The organism is Ornithinibacter sp. (genome assembly GCF_035443565.1).
GTDB lineage: Bacteria > Actinomycetota > Actinomycetes > Actinomycetales > Dermatophilaceae > Fodinibacter.
Genome location: NZ_DAORSO010000034.1, coordinates 2954 through 22510, shown reverse-complemented (window position 1 = coordinate 22510; position 19557 = coordinate 2954). Strand labels below are relative to the sequence as shown.

Below are 19557 nucleotides of genomic sequence, written 5' to 3'. Positions count from 1 at the left end.
CCGTCCTCGCCATCCCGAGGCAGGCCAACGGCACGAGCACGTATGCCGGGCCCTATGCCACGGGCCCGGCCGCGGCGGCGGGGCAGGCGGCATTCGACAAGGCCGTGTCGTGCGTCGGGCAGAAGCTCACGTTCACGCTGAGCACTCCGCTCGGCGACTTCAACGAACTGGTCAGCCAACCTGCCTTCGGGCCGGTCAAGAAGTCCGTCGACAAGGGCCCCGAGGGTGTGTACGAGGTGTTCTCCGCCGGTCCCTACGTGCTCGAGAAGCCGTGGGTGCCCGGCGAGGGCGGCACGTTCGTGCGCAACCCGCACTGGGCCAGGTCAGCCGACCCGGTGCGCCGGGCCCATCCCGATCGCATCGAGTACGTCGAGGGCATGGACATCCAGGCCATCACCCAGCAGGTGATGGCCGACACCGACGGTGGTCGCACCTCGGTCTCCCTGAGTTCGGCCCCGCCGGCGATCCAGCAGAACATCACCGCGGTCCAGAGCCTGCGCGAGCGGTCGGTCAACCCGCGGACAGGGGTCGTCGACTACCTGGTTCCCAACACCAGGAGCGCGGTATTCAAGGACCCCCTGGTCCGCCGGGCGCTCGCCGCCGCGACCAACCGGGAGGCCTACGTGACGGCGATCGGTGGGCCGACGGCGGCAGACCCGGCACGCTCGCTCATCCCGCGCTCCCTGGCGGCTGCGCACGAAGGCGACCCCGTGGGCGCGGGCAACCGTGGCGACGCTGCCACGGCCAAGGCGCTGCTCGCCCAGGCCAAGCGGACCGAGCCGGTGCCGTTCACCGTGGCCTACCGCAGCAGCGCCACCTCGGACAAGGCGATGGCGGCCCTGGTCGCCGGCTGGCGGCTGGCTGGGTTCGAGCCCACGACCAGACCCATCACCGATGACTACTTCACCGCCATCAGCGACCCCAAGATCGCCGGTGAGGTCGATGTCTTCTGGAGCAACTGGGCTCCGGCCTGGGCGTCTGCATCCACGATCCTGCCGCCCCTGTTCGACAGCGCGATCAACATCACGGCGTCCGGGCCCGGGCGCGACTACGGCTACTGGGCCGACCCCAAGCTGAACAGCCGGATGGCGCAGATCCAGCAGATCGACGACCGGGCCGAGCGTGAGGCGGCGTGGGTCGTCGTCGACCAGTCACTGCTCGAGCAGGGGGCGTACATCGGGCTGGCGGAGCGGCGCGCGCTCTACGTCGCGGGATCGGACATCCGCAACCTGTCGGCAAACACCATCGCCGGGGGCGTCGTCGAGTTCGCGGACATCGCGGTGGGCCCGTGAAAGGCCTCCTCGACGACGTGGCGATCCGCGGGCAGCGCCCCCGGCTGCTCTTCGTGCACGCCCACCCGGATGACGAGACCCTCGCGACCGGGGTGGCCTTGGCCCACCACGTCGCGCGCGGCGATGACGTCCACGTCCTCACGTGCACCCTCGGCGAGGAGGGCGAGGTCATCCCCGCACCCCTGGCCCACCTCGAGGGTGCGGCGGGGGACCCGCTTGCCCACCACCGCCGCGGTGAGCTCACGGCAGCCATGCGTTCCCTGGGCGTCGTCCACCACCTGCTCGGCGCCTCGTCCGGCGATGCCGCTGCGACCTACCGCGACTCCGGCATGGCAGGATCCGCTGCTGCCGAGCACCCGCGCGCCTGGGTCGGCGCCGACCTCGAGGAGGCGGCCGCCGCCATCCGGGCCGTGATCGACGAGGTACGCCCCGACGTCGTCGTGACCTACGACGCGACCGGTGGCTACGGTCATCCCGACCACGTGCGCACCCACGACGCGACGGTGCGCGCGGTCGCAGGCACGGCCGTGCGTCCCGTCCTCTACGTCACGCTGACGCCGCAGTCCTGGGTCCTGCAGGACCGGGAGTGGCTCGCGGAGCACGTGCCGGGCGATCGCGGACTCATCGTGCCCGGGCCGGACGACCCCTTCGCGTCGTCGGTCGTCCCGGATGCCGTGGTGACCCACGCGGTGCTCGACCCCTCCGTCGTCGCGGCCCAGAGCCAGGCCCTGCGCTGCCACGAGACCCAGGTCGTCGTCGGCGACGGCTGGTATGCCTTGTCGAACCACGTCGTGTCCCGGCTCGCGGGACGCGAGGGATACGGTCGGCTCGATCCCTTGACCGGACAGCTCCCCGAGCAGGAGGAATCAGCGTGAGCCAGCACGACCTCGATCCAGCCCAGTTCCGCCTGGCGATGGGCCGCCTCGCGTCTGGCGTCACGGTGCTCACGACGACCAGCGACGGCCACGACCACGCCATGACCGCAGACACCCTCACCTCGGTGTCGCTCGACCCGATCCTGGTGCTCGTCTGTGTCGAGAACGAGACCCGGTGGCTGGCTGCGGTCGCGCAGGCGGGGGTCTTCGGCGTGAGCGTCCTCGCGGCCGACCAACGAGCACTGGCGCAGTGGTTCGCCACCCCCGGTCGCCCGCTGCACGGGCAGCTCGACCGGGCACCGCACCGTCGTGGTCCACACACGGACATGGCGCTGCTCGACGGCGCGCTCATGCACCTGGAGTGCCGCGTCACCACCAGCCACGCTGCCGGCGACCACATGATCGTCGTCGCCGAGGTCCTGTCCATCACCTTGCCGGACGACGTGGGGCCAGCCCTGGTCCACTTCCGCGGAAGCTACGGGAGCATCGCATGACCGACCTGTTCGCGCAGACCTCCTCGGCGGATGACCACGGGAGTGCGCAGCCGTCGTCCCGGCGCCGGTGGCCATTCCTGCTCGCTGGCGCCCTCGTGGCGCTCGTGGCCGCCTACGTGGCTGCGGCCGTGGTTCTCGGTGACCGCGTGCCACGGGGCACCACGGTCGCGGGGGTCGACGTGGGCGGCAAGGACGTCGATGGCGCTCGGGACGCCTTGGCTGCGGGCTTGGCCGATGTCGGCACCGAGCCGGTCACCCTGACCTCGCCCGTGGGTGAGGTCGCCGTCCAGCCTTCCGATCTCGGCGTGAGCGTCGACATCGACACCACGGTCGACGGGCTCGTGGGCTTCTCCCTCGCCCCGGCCCACGTGTGGCGAAACCTCTTCGGTGGTGGCGAGGAGAACGCTGTCGTCACGGTCGACGAGGCCGTGTTCACCACGGCGGTGGAGGGGGCCCGTTCCGACCTGGACTCCGAGCCCGTCGAGGGGTCGATCTCCGTCGCAGGGGGCAAGGTTGCCCTGAAGGAACCGACGACGGGCACCGAGACCGACGTCGCGGGCACGGTGGCCGCCGTGCAGCGCTGGTGGCCGACCCAGAGCACCATCAAGGTTGCCGCCCGCAGCCTGGAGCCGAAGGTCTCCGCGCAGGAGCTGGCCCGGGTCAAGACCGAGTTCGCCGACGTGGCCGTGTCCGGCCCGGTGACCGTGAAGGCGGGGGAGAAGTCCTTCACCCTCACCCCGAAGGCCTTCGCTCCTGCCATCGTCCTGGCAGCCGATGACTCGGGCACCATCACCCCCAAGGCAGACGCCAAGAAGCTGTCCGCGATCGTGAGTGCTGCGGCGAAGAAGGCCGGCGCCGAGGTGGTGGCCAAGGACGCTGTCGTGACCTTCTCCGGCAGCACGCCCACGGTGACCCCGGACGTTCCCGGCGTCGGTCTCGACGACGCCTCGGTCCAGACCGAGGTGTGGAAGGCGATCACGACGCCGACCCGCACTGCCACGGTCACCACCAAGGCCGTCGCGCCGAAGTTCACGACCGCGATCGCCAAGGCCACCCTGCCGAAGGAGAAGATCTCCTCCTTCACCACCTACTACCCGGCAGGGCAGCCGCGCGTCACGAACATCAAGGTCGCGTCGCGAGTCCTCAACGGCACGTACATCCCGCCGGGGGGGCAGTTCAGCATGAACGCCATCCTCGGCAAGCGCACTCCTGACAAGGGCTACGTCAAGGCAGGCATCATCAGCGGTGGGCGCGCCGCGAGCGCCTACGGCGGCGGGATCTCGCAGGTGTCGACGACGATCTTCAACGCTGCGTTCTTCTCGGGCATGGAACTCGACGCCTGGACTCCGCACTACTACTACATCTCGCGCTACCCGGAGGGGCGGGAGGCCACCATCTCGTGGCCGGACCTGCACAACAAGTTCACCAACACCACCGACGGCGGCGTGCGAATGGAGGTCATCGCGACCAACTCCTCGATCACCGTGAACTTCTGGGGCACCAAGAAGTACGACGTCACCGCGACCAAGAGCGACCGCTTCGACATCGTGCAGCCCAGGCGGTTCACCGACGACAGCCCCGACTGCCTCGACCAGAGCCCTGTCCCCGGCTTCAAGGTCACGGTCGGCCGGATCATCAAGGAGAAGGGCAAGGTCGTGAAGACCGAGAAGTTCACGACGAACTACCGCCCCGAGGATGACGTCACCTGCACGAACCCCCGCCCCTGACGGAGCCGTTCAGGCGGTGGTGCTCACGAGGTTGACGTACTCGTGGTGCCGGTCGAACCCCCGCTGCCCGTAGACCGCCAGGGCCACGTGGTTGTCGGAGTCGCTCTGCAGGTGCAGGGACGCGACACCGGCACCCTCGGCCGCTCTGGCGAGGGCGGTCAGCATCGCGTCCGCGACCCCGCGGCGGCGCATCGTCGGCTCGACCCACATGGCCGCGATACCGCCCCAGGCCGACGCCAGGCCGAGGCGACCGATGCCGACGACCCGACCCCCGGCATCCCTCGTCGTCGCGAACACCTGATCGGGTGAGCCGGTGAGCACGACCCGGGCGGCGCGGTCGTCCACGGCGCGGTAGGAGCGGTAGGCGGCGAACCAGTCGTCGGTGAGGTCACGCCCCACCTCGACTTCTTGCACGCCAGCCACCTCGTTGTCCGCTCTCCGGGGTGGCTGGCGTGCAATGAGTCGGGTGGGGGCGGTGAGCGTCACGGTGGCGACCCGGCCGCGGTACCCGCGTCTCAGCGCCTCGGCACCCACGAGGTCGGATGCCGGGTCGAACCCCACGGGGCCGGCGATCGTGAGGTTGGCGGGCAGGTCACGGGCGGCGTACCAGCGTTCGACGGCATCCAGTGCCTCGGGCAGCGGTCGTGCGGGGGAGCCGGCGGTCACGACCGAGTTGGCTCGCTGGGTGAACCCGCGGGATGCGCGCAGCACCCAGTCGCCGAGGCGTTCGCTCTCCATCGCGGGCCAGGCGCCGACCATGACGCGTTGCAGGTCCTCGATCGACAGCGCCCGGTGGGGGCTGCCCCGGCGCGACGGGGTCGGTGGGATCTCCTTGAGGGCGGTCACGAGGTGGCGGGGCACGGTGACCAGGCCCCGGCGGGTGCGGACCACGAGGGTCGCGGCATCGGTCTCGACGAGGTCGCCGACGACGTCGGTGAGGGTCGCCCCGGTGAGCGGGTCCGCCTCGGGCAGGGTGTGTCGCACCACGACGCGAGACCCGACCCGGGGCTCACGCTCGGGCAGTTCGACACGCTCGTCCATGGCCCGCATAGTATGGGCGTCATGACGTACGTGATCGCGCAGCCCTGTGTCGACCTCAAGGACAAGGCCTGCATCGAGGAGTGTCCCGTCGACTGCATCTACGAGGGTGAGCGCAGCCTCTACATCCACCCCGACGAGTGCGTCGACTGCGGTGCATGCGAGCCGGTCTGCCCCGTCGAGGCGATCTACTACGAGGACGACGTCCCCGAGCAGTGGGCGGAGTACTACAAGGCCAACGTCGAGTTCTTCGACGACCTCGGCAGCCCGGGTGGGGCCGCCAAGCTCGGCATGATCCCCAAGGACCACCCGATCATCGCGGCGCTGCCCCCGCAGGAGCACGACGAGTAGGACGCGGCCACCGCCGGTGCTCTCCCTGCCCGACTTTCCCTGGGACTCGCTCGCTGCGACCAAGCAGCGGGCGAGCTCCTTTTCCGACCCCACCATCGACGGCCCGGCCGGCTCCGGGCTGGTCGACCTGTCGGTGGGCACCCCCGTCGATCCCACCCCTGCCGTGGTCCGCGACGCCCTCGCTGCCGCCTCCGATGCCCATGGCTACCCGCTCACCTGGGGAACTCCTGACCTGCGCGAAGCCGTGGCCACGTGGTTCGCGGCCCGTCGGGGGGTGCCCGACGTCGACCCCGGGGGGGTGCTGCCGACGATCGGCTCGAAGGAGCTCGTCGCCTGGCTGCCGTTGCTCATGGGCATCGGGCCCGGCGACGTCGTGGCCTTCCCGCGCGTGGCGTACCCGACGTACGACGTGGGGGCGCGCCTCGCGGGGGCCACACCGGTGGCGGTCGACGCCCTCACGGCACTGGGCCCGCTGACGGCAGCGACAACGCCGAAGCTGCTGTGGCTGAACACCCCCGGCAACCCCACCGGAAAGGTGCTCGGCATCGAGCACCTCGCGAAGGTGGTGTCCTGGGCCCGCGAGCACGGGGTGGTGGTCGCCTCCGACGAGTGCTACGCGGAGCTCGACTGGCGCCCTCGCGCCGCGGGGTCACGCGAGCCGCCGACCACGCCGTCGATCCTCGACCCGCGCGTGACGGGTGGGTCCCACGAGGGGCTGCTGTGCGTGTACTCGCTGTCCAAGCAGTCGAACCTCGCCGGGTACCGCGGTGCCTTCGTGGCGGGTGACCCCGTTCTGGTCGGGCAGCTCCTCGAGGTCCGCAAGCACGCCGGGATGATCGTTCCGTGGCCGGTTCAGCGCGCCATGCTCGCAGCCCTGTCCGACGCTGACCACGTCGTGGCGCAGAAGCAGCGGTACGCCGCTCGCCGGGCCGCGCTCCTGCCGGCCGTGGAGTCCTTCGGCCTTCGGGTCGATGACTCCGAAGCCGGGTTGTACCTCTGGGCGAGCGCGGGGGAGGACTGCCGGGTGAGCATCGAGCGGCTGGCCGACCGCGGCATCCTCGCCGCCCCCGGTGACTTCTACGGCCCCGCCGGACGTCAGCACGTGCGCATCGCCCTCACGGCGACCGATGAGCGCATCGAGGCCGCCGTTCGTCGCCTCGGGTGACCTCCCGAGACAAGGCTGACGGGCGTGCGGTTTCTGCTCCCGCCCACGGACTGTAAGGTCGAATGGTTCCCTGCCCCTCGTGAAGGACGACGACATGACTGATGGCGCCACCCTGTCCGCTGCTGGCAAGCAGCTCGACCTGTCCCTCGTACGGGCCACTGAAGGCAACGGCGGGTATGACATCTCGTCCTTGCTCAAGGAGACCGGGAACGTCACGCTGGACGGTGGCTTCACCAACACGGCCAGCTGCACCAGCGCCATCACCTACATCGACGGCGACGCCGGCATCCTGCGCTACCGCGGGTACCCCATCGAGCAGCTCGCCAAGCAGTCGAGCTTCATCGAGACCTCCTACCTGCTCATCTACGGCGAGCTGCCCACGCCGAGCCAGCTCGCCGAGTTCGAGGGCCGGATCAGCCAGCACACGATGCTGCACGAAGACCTCAAGGGCTTCTTCCAGGGCTTCCCGCGCGACGCTCACCCGATGCCGGTGCTCTCCTCGGCCGTCTCCGCCCTGTCGACGTTCTACCAGGACAGCCTCGACCCGTTCGACAAGGAGCAGGTCGAGATCTCGACGATCCGCCTGCTGGCCAAGCTGCCGACGATCGCGGCCTACGCCTACAAGAAGTCGATCGGCCAGCCGTTCCTCTACCCGGACAACAACCTCTCCCTCGTCGAGAACTTCCTGCGGATGACGTTCGGGGTCCCGGCCACGGACTACGAGATCGACCCCGACCTCGTCCGGGCGGTCGACCTGCTGCTCGTGCTGCACGCCGACCACGAGCAGAACTGCTCGACGTCGACCGTGCGCCTCGTCGGCTCCTCGCAGGCCAACCTCTTCGCCTCGGTCTCGGCCGGGATCAACGCGCTGTTCGGCCCGCTGCACGGCGGTGCCAACCAGGCCGTCCTCGAGATGCTCGAGCGCATCGAGAAGGCTGACTTCTCCACCGACGAGTTCATGACCAAGGTCAAGAACAAGGAGGACGGCGTCCGCCTCATGGGCTTCGGCCACCGGGTCTACAAGAACTACGACCCCCGCGCCGCGATCATCAAGGACACCGCGCACGAGATCCTCGCCAAGACGGCGGGCGGTGACCACCTGCTCGAGATCGCCATGCGCCTCGAGGAGATCGCCCTGGCCGACGAGTACTTCATCGAGCGCAAGCTCTACCCGAACGTCGACTTCTACACCGGCCTGATCTACAAGTCGATGGGCTTCCCCACGCGCATGTTCACGGTGCTCTTCGCGCTGGGCCGCCTGCCCGGCTGGATCGCCCAGTGGCGCGAGATGATCGAGGACCCGACGACCAAGATCGGGCGGCCGCGCCAGGTCTACATCGGCGAGGGCGAGCGCAACTACGTGCCCGTCGGCGAGCGCTGACCGACCGCTGACCGGTCGCTCTCACCCGAGCGGCCGACGGCCGCGCACCCGCTCGAAGATCAGGCTCGTCTGGGCGTGAGCCACCCCCTCGACGGAGGTGAGGTGGTCCAGGACGAGGTCACGCAGGTCGTTGGCGGTGGCGCCGCTGATGTGCACGAGGAAGTCGTCGGCCCCGGCGACGTGGTAGGCGGCGACGACCCCCGGGATGGACGCCACCCGGTCGCGGAAGGAGTCCATCGACTCCCGGGCGTGCCCGGTGAAGCGCAGCGCCACCATCGCCTCGATCGGGCGACCGAGTGCGGCGAGGTCGACCTCACCGCGGATCGCGAGCACGACCCCGCCATCACGCAGGGCCTTCACCCGTCCGGCGCACGTCGACTCCGCGATGCCCACCCGTCGCGCCAGCTCGGCGTTCGGCATCCTCCCGTCCGTGGACAGCAGCTCGACCAGGGCCCGGTCGACGTCATCGAGGGGGCGGCGCGGAATCCGGTGGTCGGTGGTCGGGTGAGGGGCCATGTACGGAAGAATCCCCCATCAGCACACGATCTGTCGAGGATTCCACGGAACTGTTGCACCCCATCCGGTGAAAGCACCACCATCGAGGCATGGAGCCCCTCACTGTCGCAGTCCACGCCGGGCGGGAGGACCTCGCCGCCCTCGGTGCGCACGTCCCACCCGTCGACCAGTCGAGCACCTATCCCCTCCCGAGCGTCGAGCTCGGCGGTGAGGCCTACGAACGGATGGCCACCGGTGGCCGCCCCCAGCAGGACGACTCGCTGGTCTACCAGCGACTGTGGAACCCCAACGTCGACCGGTTCGAGCGGGCCCTTGCCCAGCTCGAGGGAGCGCCCGCCGGGGTGGCCTTCGCCTCCGGGATGGCCGCGATCACGGCCTGCCTGCTCGCGGCCGTCGCCGCCGGCCGTCCCCACGTCGTCGCGGTGCGACCGCTGTACGGCGGGACGGACCACCTCCTGGCCACCGGGCTGCTCGGCACCAGGGTCACCTGGGCGAGGACCGACGAGGTGGATGCCGCGATCCGCCCCGACACCGGGCTCGTCATCGTGGAGACCCCGGCCAACCCCTCCCTCGACCTCGTCGACATCGCCGACGTCGTCGCCAGGGCAGGCACCGTTCCCGTGCTCGTCGACAACACCTTCGCGACCCCGGTGCTGCAACAGCCGCTGGCGCACGGAGCCGCACTCAGCGTGCACTCGGCCACCAAGTTCATCGGTGGTCACGGGGACCTGCTCGGTGGCGTGGTGGCAACCGATGAGGAGTGGGCCGTGAGGCTGCGCACGGTCCGGGCGATCACCGGCGGCCTCCTGGCACCCCAGTCGGCCTACCTCCTGCACCGGGGGCTGCAGACGCTGCCGGTGCGAGTGCTCACCCAGCAGGAGAACGCGACTGTCGTCGCACGATGGCTGGAGGGCCGACCCGAGGTCGAGCGCGTGCTCCACCCCAGCCTGGCGCAGTGCGACCCGATGGGGCTCGTGGGCCGACAGATGAGCGGCCCCGGCTCCGTCCTGTCGTTCGCTCTGCGCGGTGGGTACGCCGCGGCGGCCGCCGTTGCCGACAACTGTCGCCTGGTCACCCACGCGGTCTCACTCGGCGGTGTCGACACCCTCATCCAGCATCCGGCCGCCCTGACCCACCGACCGGTCGCACCCGAGGCCCGGCCCGACGCGGGGCTCCTGCGACTCTCCGTCGGCCTCGAGAGCCCGCAGGACGTCGTCGCGGACCTCGCCCGCGCGCTCGCGGTGGCGCACGAACAGCCCACCGTCGTGGAGCGAGAGCTCAGCCTCGCCACCTGAGCCGACCGTGGCGCTCGAGTGCTCGAGCCCTCGAGCGCCCGAACGACGGATCAGGTGAGGTGGATCGTGACCGCCGGAGCACCAGCCGACGGCGCATCGGTGGTGCTCCACTGGCGGGCCGAGTCGCCCATGCCGCGTTGCCACTCACGGTCGGCGACGACGACGCGCACCGCCCCGGTGTCGACGGCCCGGGCCACACCCCACGAGCCGACCGCCCACGCGAGGTCCTCGTCGTCGGTGCTCAGCGTCACCGTGTCACCGTCGACGTCGGCCGTGACACCGAAGTCCTGCTCGATGAGATCCGCGACCGAGCGGGCGTCGCCCGGTGCTGCCGGGTCCTCGAGCAGACACACCATCCCGGCATGGGTCTGGCCGGACAGCACGGATGCCGTGGCCCGCGCCTGCGCCTCGTGCTGGGCGTAGGCCTTGCCCGCGGCCGAGCGCTGCACCTCCTGGGCGGCGTCGGTGATCTCCATGTCCGTGTAGCTCTCGACCTTCACCAACGCGTCGTAGAACTTGTTCGTCGAGTACTCCGGGTTGAGGATCTGCTCTGGCGTACCCCAGCCCTGTGAGGGCCGCTGTTGGAACAGGCCGAGCGAGTCGCGGTCGCCATAGGTGATGTTGCGGACCTTGGACTCCTGCATGGCGGTGGCGATCGCGATGGTGGCCGCCCGCGGGGGCAGGTCGCGCTTGATCGCGATGGCGGTGATGGCGGCCGCGTTGCTCGCCTGGTCCGGAGCCCACTGGAACGTCGAACCGGCCGCGGTCACCTCACACTGCTCGGGCGTCCACAGCATGCGGAGGTAGCCGACGGCGGCGTACCCCCCGACGGCGACCACCCCGAGCATCGCGAGCACCACGAGGGCGCCGAGGCGGCGTCGCGCCCGCGACCGGGGCTCGTGTTCGGCAAGGGCGATGGCGCCCTTGGCGGTGCGGGGCATGGTGGAGGAGTCCTTCAGGTGTCAGTCGTTGGCGTGGAGCGCAGAGTTCAGCACGATGCCGTGCCCGTCACGCGGCCGGGCCTGCACCGCGCCCGTCACCGAGTTGCGCAGGAAGAGCAGGTTGCTCTGACCGGACAGCTCGCTGGCCTTGGTGACGCTCCCGTCGGGGAGCGAGACCTTCGTGCCTGCGGTGACGTAGAGCCCGGCCTCGACCACGCAGTCGTCACCGAGTGCGATGCCGAGCCCGGACTCGGCTCCGAGCAGGCAACGCTCGCCGATGCTCACGCGTTCCGTCCCGCCGCCGGACAACGTGCCCATGGTCGACGCGCCGCCACCGATGTCGGACCCGTCGCCGACGACGACTCCCTGGCTGATCCGACCCTCGACCATCGAGGTCCCGAGCGTGCCGGCGTTGAAGTTGACGAAGCCCTCGTGCATGACGGTGGTGCCGCTCGCGAGGTGGGCCCCCAGACGCACGCGGTCGGCATCCGCGATCCGCACCCCGGCGGGCACGACGTAGTCGGTCATCCGGGGGAACTTGTCGATGCCGAACACCTGCACGGGGCCGCGCGCCAGCAGGCGGGCCCGGGTCAGCTCGAAGCCGTCGACGGCGCACGGGCCCTGTGAGGTCCACACGACGTTGGTGAGCACCCCGAAGAGCCCGTCGAGGTTGATGCTGTTCGGAGCGCACAGCCGGTGGGAGAGCAGGTGCAGGCGCAGCCAGCCGTCCGGGGCGTCGGCCGGGGGCGCGTCGAGGTCAACGCTCACCAACCGTAGCTCCCGACGAACGCCACGCACGGCATCCGGCACCGCGAGGGCCTCCAGACCGGCCGGGGCCGCGAGCTCGCCGGCGCCGCCGGGCTCACCCAGGGCCGGGGCGGGGAACCAGGCGTCGAGCACCGTCGCGTCGTCGGTGAGCGTGATCAGGGCGTGACCCCAGGCGGTGCGTGTCATGCGACAAGCCTACGGTGGCCGACGGACACGCCCGTGCGGTGATTACGCTGACGCCATGCCGCTCACACCCCTTGCGCTCGACCTGGCCGACGACGTCACCTCGCTCACCGCCGCCGTCTGCGACATCGAGTCGGTGAGCCTGGACGAGCGCGCCCTCGCGGATGCCGTCGAGGCGGCCCTGCGCCCGCTGCCCCACCTCACCGTGGCGCGCATCGGCAACACCGTCGTGGCCCGCACCGACCTCGGCCGCGCCGAGCGGGTCGTGCTCGCCGGTCACATCGACACCGTGCCCCTCACCGTCGAGCCGGCCAACCTGCCCACCCGACGCGTGCAGGGTCAGGGCGGCGAGGTGCTCTGGGGTCGCGGAACGGTCGACATGAAGGGCGGCGTCGCCGTCATGCTGCGGATCGCCCACGAGGTGCGCGAGCCAAGCCGGGACCTCACCTTCGTCTTCTACGAGGCCGAGGAGATCGACTCGGTCCACAACGGCCTGCTCCTCGTGCAGCAGCAGGCTCCCGACCTGCTCGCCGACGCCGACTTCGCGGTGCTGCTCGAGCCCACCGACGCCCGCATCGAGGGTGGCTGCAAGGGCACGCTGCGCGCCGAGGTGAGCACCAAGGGCATCGCGGCGCACTCGGCACGTCCCTGGAAGGGCCACAACGCCATCCACGACGCCGCCGAGGTGCTCGCGCGCCTCGCGGCCTACGAGCCGGTCACCCGGGTCGTCGACGAGCTCGAGTTCCGCGAAGCCCTCGGCGCCGTGCTCATCTCCGGCGGCACGGCGACCAACGTCATCCCCGACCGGTGCGTGGTCACGGTCAACTACCGCTACGCGCCCTCGCTCACCGAGGAGGATGCCGAGGCGCACGTTCGCGAGGTCTTCTCCGGTTTCGACGTGGTGGTGGTCGACAACGCCGGCGGTGCCCGCCCGGGGCTGCACCTTCCCGCGGCCAAGGCGTTCGTCGAGGCCCTGGGCCTCACGGTCGAGGCCAAGCAGGGCTGGACCGACGTGGCCCGCTTCTCCGCCCTCGGCGTGCCGGCCGTGAACTTCGGGCCGGGCGACCCCAACCTCGCCCACATGGACGACGAGCAGTGCCCGGTCGAGCAGTACACCGCGTGCGAGCAGGCCCTGCTGCGCTGGCTCGCCTGACGCGAGTGGTGAAGGGCGCCGCATACAGTGGCGCCGTGGACCCGACCCCGACACAGGCCAGTCCCCACCGCGACTACTACCAGGGCTCGGTGGTCATGCGCCGCTCCAGGGTGCCCGGCTCGACCACCGACCAACGGCTGCTCGACAGTCGAGGCTCCGCCGACTGGGTGCACACCGACCCGTGGCGGGTCATGCGCATCCAGTCCGAGTTCGTCACCGGGTTCGGCGCCCTGGCCGAGCTCGGTCCGGCCGTCAGCGTGTTCGGCTCGGCCCGCACCAAGCCCCACGACCCGGTCTACGAGCTCGGATGCCGCGTGGGCGCCGCCCTCGTGGATGCCGGCTACGCCGTCATCACCGGCGGTGGGCCGGGGGCGATGGAGGCCGCCAACAAGGGTGCCCTCGACGCCGGTGGCACGTCCGTGGGGCTGGGCATCGAGCTGCCGTTCGAGGCCGGGCTCAACGAGTTCGTCGACCTCGGGGTGAACTTCCGCTACTTCTTCGCCCGCAAGACGATGTTCGTGAAGTACGCGCAGGGCTTCATCGTGCTCCCCGGCGGGTTCGGCACGCTCGACGAGCTGTTCGAGGCGGTGACCCTCGTGCAGACGCAGAAGGTGACCAGCTTCCCGATCGTCCTGCTCGGTCGTGACTACTGGGGTGGCCTGCTCGACTGGCTGCGCGACACCGCAGCCGCGCGCGGCACGATCAGCACCGGTGACCTCGACCTGCTGACCCTCACCGACGACGTCGACGAGGCGGTGGGCACCATCATCGCCGCCGACGCCTCGGCACGACGCTCGTCCACGCCGTCGCCACCCGCGGGCACGTCAGAGTAGAGGCGGTGTGGCCGCCGTAGGATCGGGGCGTGGTTGCTCTCATCGTCCTCGGGCTCGTCGCCGTCGCGCTCGTCCTGGTCGTGCTCGGCGTGGCCACGGGGCGGGTGCCCGCCGACCCGTTGGTCGCTGCTGTCTCGACGACCCCGGAGACGGGGCTCCCCGAGGTCCCGAGCGCGAGCGACGTGGCTGCCGTGCGCTTCGACACCGAGGTGCGCGGCTACCGCATCGACGACGTCGACACCCGCCTGGAGGTCCTGCACGAGACGCTGGCGCAACGCGAGGCCGAGCTCGCGCGACTGCTCGACGAGAACCGGTCGGGAGGTCAGTGAGCCGATGGCCTGCACGATCACCCGCCGCACGCCGCTGGCACCTGCTGTCGCCTTTGCCGCCCTCACCGACCTGGCCGAGCACACCGCGCACGTTCCCCTGACCGACGTCGAGGTGCCCGAGCAGGGGTTGGCCCTCGGCGCCGAGGTCATCGCCTGGACCCGCCTGGGGCCACTGGCGATCGCGGACCGCATGCTCGTGACGGCCCTGGAGCCCGGGCACCGGTTGCGACTGGTCAAGACCGGCCGGTTCCTGCACGGCTGGGCCGACATCACGGTGCGTCCGGACCCGGAGCGTCCCGGCGGCTCGTCGATCGTGTGGGCAGAGGAACTGTGGCTGCCCGGGCTGAAGACGCTCACGAGGCCCATCGGCGACCGGCTGGCCGCCGTGCTGTTCGCCAGGGTCGTCGACGGGGTCCTCGCCCGGGCCGCGGCATGACCGCTCCGCTCGACGACGCGCTGCGCACCCAGCTGAGGGGGTACCGGCGCGAGCAGGTCGACGAGGTCATCCGGGTCCTCGAGGGTCGGGTGGCCGCGCACGACCGAGCCATCGCGCACCTGCGGGGCGAGGCCCACGACTCGACGTTAGAGCACCCGGACGAGGCCCCGGGACTCCTCGGGCCCCGCGTGACAGCCGCGGCACTCGCCCCCGACGACGCGTCGCAGACCCAGCCCGGCCGGGCCGGTCGGGACCGGTCGACGACGGAGCCGTCCCCCCTGCCGTGGCGGCGCTCGGACCTCGCCGCCCCGGCGGTCTACCTCCTGGTGGCGGTGTGGTTGCTCTCCGGCCTCGTCGCCGACCTGCGCACCGGCTACCTGTCCCAGGGAGTCCAGGACCAGCAGGCCTTCGAGTGGTACTTCGGGGCCACCGCCCACAACCTCGTCACGTTCTCCAACCCCCTGTTCACCGACCTCCAGAACTTCCCCGACGGCGTCAACCTCATGGCCAACGCGGCAGTGCTCGGGCTCGGCGTTCCGCTGGCCCCCCTGACCCTGCTCGCGGGACCGTCGGCCACGTTCGTGCTCGTCGAGGTGCTGGGGCTGGCGCTCACGGCATCCGCCTGGTTCTGGCTGTTCCGCCGTCGTCTCGCGGTCCACCCCCTGCTCGCGGCCATCGGCGCCGGTTTCGTCGGCTTCGCACCGGGGATGGTCTCGCACGCCAACGGTCACCCCAACTTCGTCGCCCAGTTCCTGGTGCCGGTCATCGTCGACCGGGTCATCCGCCTCGCGCAGGGTGGGCGTCCCCGACGGGACGCGGTGGTCCTCGGCCTGCTCGCGGCCTGGCAGGTGTTCATCGGCGAGGAGGTGCTGCTGCTCACGGCCATCGGCCTGGCGATCGCCGCCCCGGTGGTGCTCGCCCACCACCGCGAGGTGCTGCGCCCGCTCGCGCGGGGCCTGGCTCTCGGCGCCGGCGTCTGCCTGGCCATCGTCGCGGTGCCGCTGTGGTGGCAGTTCGCCGGTCCACGCAGCTACACCTCCATCTGGCACCCGCCGGGCGGCAACGACCTCGCGCAGCTGTGGGGTCGGGCCACCCGCAGCATCGGCGCGGACGTGTGGGCGTCGGCCGCGCTGTCGATGAACCGCACCGAGGAGAACTCCTTCTTCGGCATCCCCCTGCTGCTTGCCGCGGTCGCCGTCGTCATCGCGCTGTGGCGGCGCCCGGCCGTCCAGGCGCTGGGAGTCGTCGTGCTCATCTCCTGCTGGTTCTCACTCGGTGAGGAGGTCGTCGTCAACGGTCGATCCACCGGCATCCCCGCACCCGGCGTGCTGTTCGAGCACGTCCCGATCCTCGAGAACGTGCTCCCGACCCGCTTTGCCCTGATCGCGGTGCCGGCGCTGGGTGCGCTGCTCGCGATCGGTGCCGAAGAGGTGAGGCGCGCGGTCGGCCGGTCCTCGGCGAGCCCGGGCGCTGCCCTGGCCGCCGCAGCAGGCGCGGCGGGTCTCGTCCTGCTCCCCGTGCTCCCGACGCCCCTCGTCGTCGACCAACGGGCCCCGATGCCGCAGTTCTTCGTCGACGGGTCGTGGAAGGACTGGGTCGACGAGGGCGGGTCCGTCCTCGCGGCGCCGGCCCCCTGGGTCGGCGACACCCGGGCCCTGGAGTGGCAGGCGCAGGCGCGATGGGGTTTCCCCGTCGTGGCCGGGTACTTCGTCGGGCCCGACACCACCCCGGAACGAGGGGGCCAGTACGGGGCCACCCCGACGGGCCTGACCCAGTGGATGGCGGCGATCGCCGAGGCCGACCAGCCGACGCTCGCGACCCCCGAACAGGTCGAGGAGTTCACCACCAACCTGCGGCAGGGCCGAGTCGATGCCATCGTGCTCCCGCAGGGCCGGCCGGCCGAGGGGGCCCTGCTGGCCTCGCTCTCCAGTGCCTTCGGCGAGCCCGTGACGACGGGTGGCGTCCACGTCTGGGACGTCCGGAGCGTGACCGATGGCGCTGGTTGACCGAGCCCCGGCACAGCCCGTGCGGCCGAGCCTGCTGACCTCCGAGGGCAGGCACGCCCTCGGCGCGCGTGCCCTGAACCACCCGGTGCTCACCATCCTCGCCGTCTACCTCATCTCCCGCCTCGTTGCGCTGCTCGCGCTCTGGGTCGCGGCGACGTGGTTCCAGACCCCGGCCGGGGTCGGCCACGACGACCCCGGCCTCGGGGACATGTTCGGGCTGTGGGACGGCGTCTGGTACCAGCGGATCGCGCAGGACGGCTACCCCGTCCCGCTCCCGGTCGATGCCGACACCGGCCGCGTGACGTACAGCGCCTGGGCGTTCTACCCGCTCTACCCCTATCTGGTGAAGCTGCTCATGGTGACGGGGATGCCGTTCACCGCCGCCGGGGTGGTGCTCAACGTCGTCCTCGGTGGTGTCGCCGCCCTGCTCATCTGGGCGGTCCTGCGCTCGGGTGAGCACGCTGACCGTCAGCCCCAGCGCGACCGGCTGGCCCTCGTGGCCGCCGGCCTCTGGTGCTTCTACCCGACGACCGCCGTCATGCTCAAGCCGTACACCGAGGCCTTGGCCGTGGCGCTGGTCGCCGGGGCCCTGCTCATGCTCATCCGGCGCAACTACCTCCTCGTGGCCCTGGTCGCCATCCCCCTGGGGTTTGCCCGGGGAGTGGCCCCCGCGCTCGGGGTGGCCGTCCTCATCCACCTCGTGGTGCGCTGGCGCGAGGACCGGGCGGCCGGCGTCCCCCCTCTCCTGGGGCAGCGGTGGCGTGCCCTCGTCATGCTCGCGGCGGTCGGGGTGAGCGGTGTGGCCTGGCCCGTCGTGGCCGCGGTGGCCACGGGGGTCCCGACGGCGTTCTTCGACGTGCAGGCGGCGTGGGGTCAGCGCCCCGACAAGGGGCCGTTCGTGCTCTGGGTGGAGTGGGCCTGGCAGGGCAAGGGTGTCGCGGGAGTCGTCGTCCTCGTCGCCCTGCTCGGCACGTACGTGGCCCTCGTGCTCGGTCGCCACGGCCGGTGGATCTGCATCGAGGCCCGCGCCTGGGCGCTCGCCTACCCGCTGTACATGTTCGCGGTCGTGCGCCCCATCACGAGCATGTGGCGCTTCCTCCTCCTCGACTTCCCGATCGCCGCCCTGGTGGCCTCGGTCGCGATGCGCACGGCGAACGGCGAACGCGTCGTGCCCCACTGGCGCCGCAGGGTCGCGGTCGTCCTCGTCGTCGTCGTCGCCGGGCTCTTCTGGTGGACGGCTGCCCTTCTGGTGTACACCCCGTGGGGCTCCTTCCCTCCGTGAGCGACCGCCGTGCGTTGAGCCGGATTTCGTCGCGCCGCACCACTGCGGGATAATGGGTCAGCATTCCGGCCCTCCGGCGTCGGACACCACGCGGCACGCACCAGACGGCGCCGCGGCGAGGAAGGGATTTGAGCCATGGCGGCAATGAAGCCGAGGACGGGCGACGGCCCGCTCGAGGTCACCAAGGAAGGTCGTGGCATCGTCCTTCGCATGCCTCTGGAGGGTGGGGGGCGACTCGTCGTCGAGATGACTCCCGACGAGGTGCGCGCCCTGGGCGCCGCGATCGACAACTGCGAAGGTCTGGCGTGACCCACGCCTGACCCCTCCACGCCGAGGCCCCCACCGAAACCGGTGGGGGCCTCGGCGCGTGTCAGGCATCCCGCTCGATATGGTCGACCGGTGCCCCGAGTCGACGTCCTGCGCCACCCAGCCACCTCCTCGTGGAGCGTGCTGCCCGACCTCGGGGCAGCCCTCGCGGCCATCCAGTCCGGCGGCAGCGACCCGGACGGCACAGCCCTCGTCGCGGTCGTCGGTGCCGATGACGCGCTCGGGGACACGAGCGCCCGCGCCGCCATCGAGGCGCTCGGCCTCCATGCCGATGACGTCCTCACGACGTTCGCGCCCAGCACCAAGGCGGGGGCGCAGACGACCATCCCCCTGATGCCCGGTGCGCACGCCGTGCGCAGGGTCGTCCTCGTGGGCGTCGACGACGGCTCGGATGCCGCGTGGCGCAGTGCCGGCGCCGCGATCGGCCGCGCGACTCGCGGCCGATCGCGGGTGGTCCACGCCGTGGCGGGGGCTGCGGGCTCGCAGGCCCTCGCGGCCTACGTCGAGGCCGTCGTGCTCGCGTCCTGGTCCTCTCCCCGCTGGACCCGCAAGGGACCCACGGTGGTGACGCACCCGGCATCCGAGGCCGTGGTCGCCGGCACCGAGGATGCCGGGACGGTCGCCGACGCCGAGGCCCGGGCCCGCGCCCAGCTGCTCGCGCGAGGCCTGTCGATGACACCGTCGAACACCAAGAACCCGGCCTGGTTGGCCCGGCAGGCCCGGGCCGTGGCGAAGCAGAGCCACCTCGACGTGCGGGTCTGGGACGAGCGCCAGCTCGCCCGGGAGGGGTTCGGCGGCCTGATCGCCGTGGGGTCGGGGTCGGCCACGCCGCCTCGTCTCGTCCAGCTCGACCACGTCCCGGACGGCGCCACCGCTGCGACCCCACGTGTCGTGCTGGTGGGCAAGGGCATCACGTTCGACACCGGTGGCCTCCAGGTCAAACCGGTCGACGGCATGGTCGGGATGAAGACCGACATGTCCGGAGCGGCCATCGTCCTGGCCGTCGTGGCCGCCTGCCACGAGCTCGGGGTCGCGGTGCGGGTCACCGGTCTGCTCGCCCTGGCCGAGAACGCCGTCGACGGGGCCTCGTACCGGCCGGGGGACGTCGTGACCCAGTACGGCGGTCGCACCGTCGAGATCGGCAACACCGACGCCGAGGGCCGCA

20 protein-coding genes are annotated in these 19557 nt (G+C 71.4%); 16 read left to right on the top strand and 4 right to left on the bottom strand.

What is annotated here, in order from left to right:
* From PLL68_RS06000 to PLL68_RS05985, 4 genes are all read left to right on the top strand, one after another.
* Positions 1-1292, top strand: a 1292-nt coding sequence (locus PLL68_RS06000) for an ABC transporter substrate-binding protein (protein WP_324532586.1), incomplete at its 5' end; no start/stop codon positions are given.
* The gene (mshB, locus tag PLL68_RS05995) at positions 1289-2167 is read left to right on the top strand and encodes an N-acetyl-1-D-myo-inositol-2-amino-2-deoxy-alpha-D-glucopyranoside deacetylase (protein ID WP_324532584.1); all 879 of its coding nucleotides are present in this window, start codon (positions 1289-1291) and stop codon (positions 2165-2167) included. The genes PLL68_RS06000 and mshB, both read left to right, overlap by 4 nt.
* Complete coding sequence (locus PLL68_RS05990) at positions 2164-2661, top strand: flavin reductase family protein (RefSeq protein ID WP_324532583.1); 498 nt, start codon at positions 2164-2166, stop codon at positions 2659-2661. The genes mshB and PLL68_RS05990 overlap by 4 nt, the downstream gene beginning before the upstream one ends.
* On the top strand, positions 2658-4388 hold the full coding sequence (locus PLL68_RS05985; protein ID WP_324532581.1) for a VanW family protein: 1731 nt from the start codon (positions 2658-2660) through the stop codon (positions 4386-4388). Before PLL68_RS05990 ends, PLL68_RS05985 begins: the two co-directional genes overlap by 4 nt.
* Positions 4389-4397: 9 nt before the next feature.
* On the opposite strand, the gene PLL68_RS05980 is transcribed toward PLL68_RS05985, so the two are convergent.
* A complete protein-coding gene (locus tag PLL68_RS05980; protein WP_324532578.1) occupies positions 4398-5429 on the bottom strand; it encodes a GNAT family N-acetyltransferase in 1032 nt (343 codons plus the stop codon).
* Positions 5430-5450: 21 nt separating this feature from the next.
* Here PLL68_RS05980 and fdxA point away from each other — a divergent pair, with 21 nt between their 5' ends.
* The 3 genes from fdxA to PLL68_RS05965 all read left to right on the top strand — a co-directional run bounded on the left by fdxA (position 5451) and on the right by PLL68_RS05965 (position 8323).
* Complete coding sequence (fdxA, locus tag PLL68_RS05975; RefSeq protein ID WP_324532576.1) at positions 5451-5777, top strand: ferredoxin; 327 nt, start codon at positions 5451-5453, stop codon at positions 5775-5777.
* A gap of 16 nt (positions 5778-5793) precedes the next feature.
* Complete coding sequence (dapC, locus tag PLL68_RS05970) at positions 5794-6942, top strand: succinyldiaminopimelate transaminase (RefSeq protein WP_324532574.1); 1149 nt, start codon at positions 5794-5796, stop codon at positions 6940-6942.
* Positions 6943-7036: 94 nt separating this feature from the next.
* Positions 7037-8323: a citrate synthase gene (locus PLL68_RS05965; protein WP_324532572.1), complete on the top strand. Its 1287-nt coding sequence runs from the start codon at positions 7037-7039 to the stop codon at positions 8321-8323.
* Between the two features lie 21 nt (positions 8324-8344).
* On the opposite strand, the gene PLL68_RS05960 is transcribed toward PLL68_RS05965, so the two are convergent.
* Positions 8345-8839 (bottom strand): Lrp/AsnC family transcriptional regulator, encoded by a 495-nt coding sequence (locus tag PLL68_RS05960; RefSeq protein ID WP_324532570.1) that lies wholly within the window; start codon positions 8837-8839, stop codon positions 8345-8347.
* An 89-nt stretch (positions 8840-8928) separates the two neighbouring features.
* Between PLL68_RS05960 and PLL68_RS05955 the strand changes: the two genes are divergently transcribed.
* Positions 8929-10134, top strand: coding sequence for a trans-sulfuration enzyme family protein (locus PLL68_RS05955; RefSeq protein ID WP_324532568.1), 1206 nt, complete (start codon positions 8929-8931; stop codon positions 10132-10134).
* Between the two features lie 50 nt (positions 10135-10184).
* Here PLL68_RS05955 and PLL68_RS05950 read toward each other — a convergent pair whose 3' ends face one another.
* Both PLL68_RS05950 and dapD read right to left on the bottom strand, forming a co-directional pair.
* The gene (locus PLL68_RS05950) at positions 10185-11075 is read right to left on the bottom strand and encodes a hypothetical protein (RefSeq protein ID WP_324532566.1); all 891 of its coding nucleotides are present in this window, start codon (positions 11073-11075) and stop codon (positions 10185-10187) included.
* A gap of 21 nt (positions 11076-11096) precedes the next feature.
* Positions 11097-12029, bottom strand: a complete 933-nt coding sequence (gene dapD, locus PLL68_RS05945) for a 2,3,4,5-tetrahydropyridine-2,6-dicarboxylate N-succinyltransferase (protein WP_324532564.1) — start codon at positions 12027-12029, stop codon at positions 11097-11099.
* 55 nt (positions 12030-12084) lie between these two features.
* Between dapD and dapE the strand changes: the two genes are divergently transcribed.
* The 8 genes from dapE to PLL68_RS05905 all read left to right on the top strand — a co-directional run.
* Positions 12085-13179 carry a succinyl-diaminopimelate desuccinylase gene (gene dapE, locus PLL68_RS05940; RefSeq protein ID WP_324532562.1) on the top strand — a complete coding sequence of 365 codons (1095 nt, stop codon included), beginning with the start codon at positions 12085-12087 and terminating at the stop codon, positions 13177-13179.
* A 95-nt stretch (positions 13180-13274) separates the two neighbouring features.
* Positions 13275-14012, top strand: coding sequence for an LOG family protein (locus tag PLL68_RS05935; RefSeq protein WP_324532588.1), 738 nt, complete (start codon positions 13275-13277; stop codon positions 14010-14012).
* A 29-nt stretch (positions 14013-14041) separates the two neighbouring features.
* Positions 14042-14341, top strand: coding sequence for a DivIVA domain-containing protein (locus PLL68_RS05930; protein ID WP_324532561.1), 300 nt, complete (start codon positions 14042-14044; stop codon positions 14339-14341).
* 4 nt (positions 14342-14345) lie between these two features.
* Complete coding sequence (locus PLL68_RS05925; protein ID WP_324532559.1) at positions 14346-14777, top strand: SRPBCC family protein; 432 nt, start codon at positions 14346-14348, stop codon at positions 14775-14777.
* Positions 14774-16783, top strand: a complete 2010-nt coding sequence (locus PLL68_RS05920) for a putative glycosyltransferase family protein (RefSeq protein ID WP_324532557.1) — start codon at positions 14774-14776, stop codon at positions 16781-16783. Before PLL68_RS05925 ends, PLL68_RS05920 begins: the two co-directional genes overlap by 4 nt.
* Complete coding sequence (locus PLL68_RS05915; RefSeq protein ID WP_324532555.1) at positions 16770-18065, top strand: putative hexosyltransferase; 1296 nt, start codon at positions 16770-16772, stop codon at positions 18063-18065. The genes PLL68_RS05920 and PLL68_RS05915 overlap by 14 nt, the downstream gene beginning before the upstream one ends.
* A 135-nt stretch (positions 18066-18200) precedes the next feature.
* On the top strand, positions 18201-18374 hold the full coding sequence (locus PLL68_RS05910; RefSeq protein WP_159900740.1) for a DUF3117 domain-containing protein: 174 nt from the start codon (positions 18201-18203) through the stop codon (positions 18372-18374).
* A 90-nt stretch (positions 18375-18464) separates the two neighbouring features.
* Positions 18465-19557: leucyl aminopeptidase family protein (locus tag PLL68_RS05905; protein WP_324532552.1), on the top strand; the 1093-nt coding region annotated here is incomplete at its 3' end.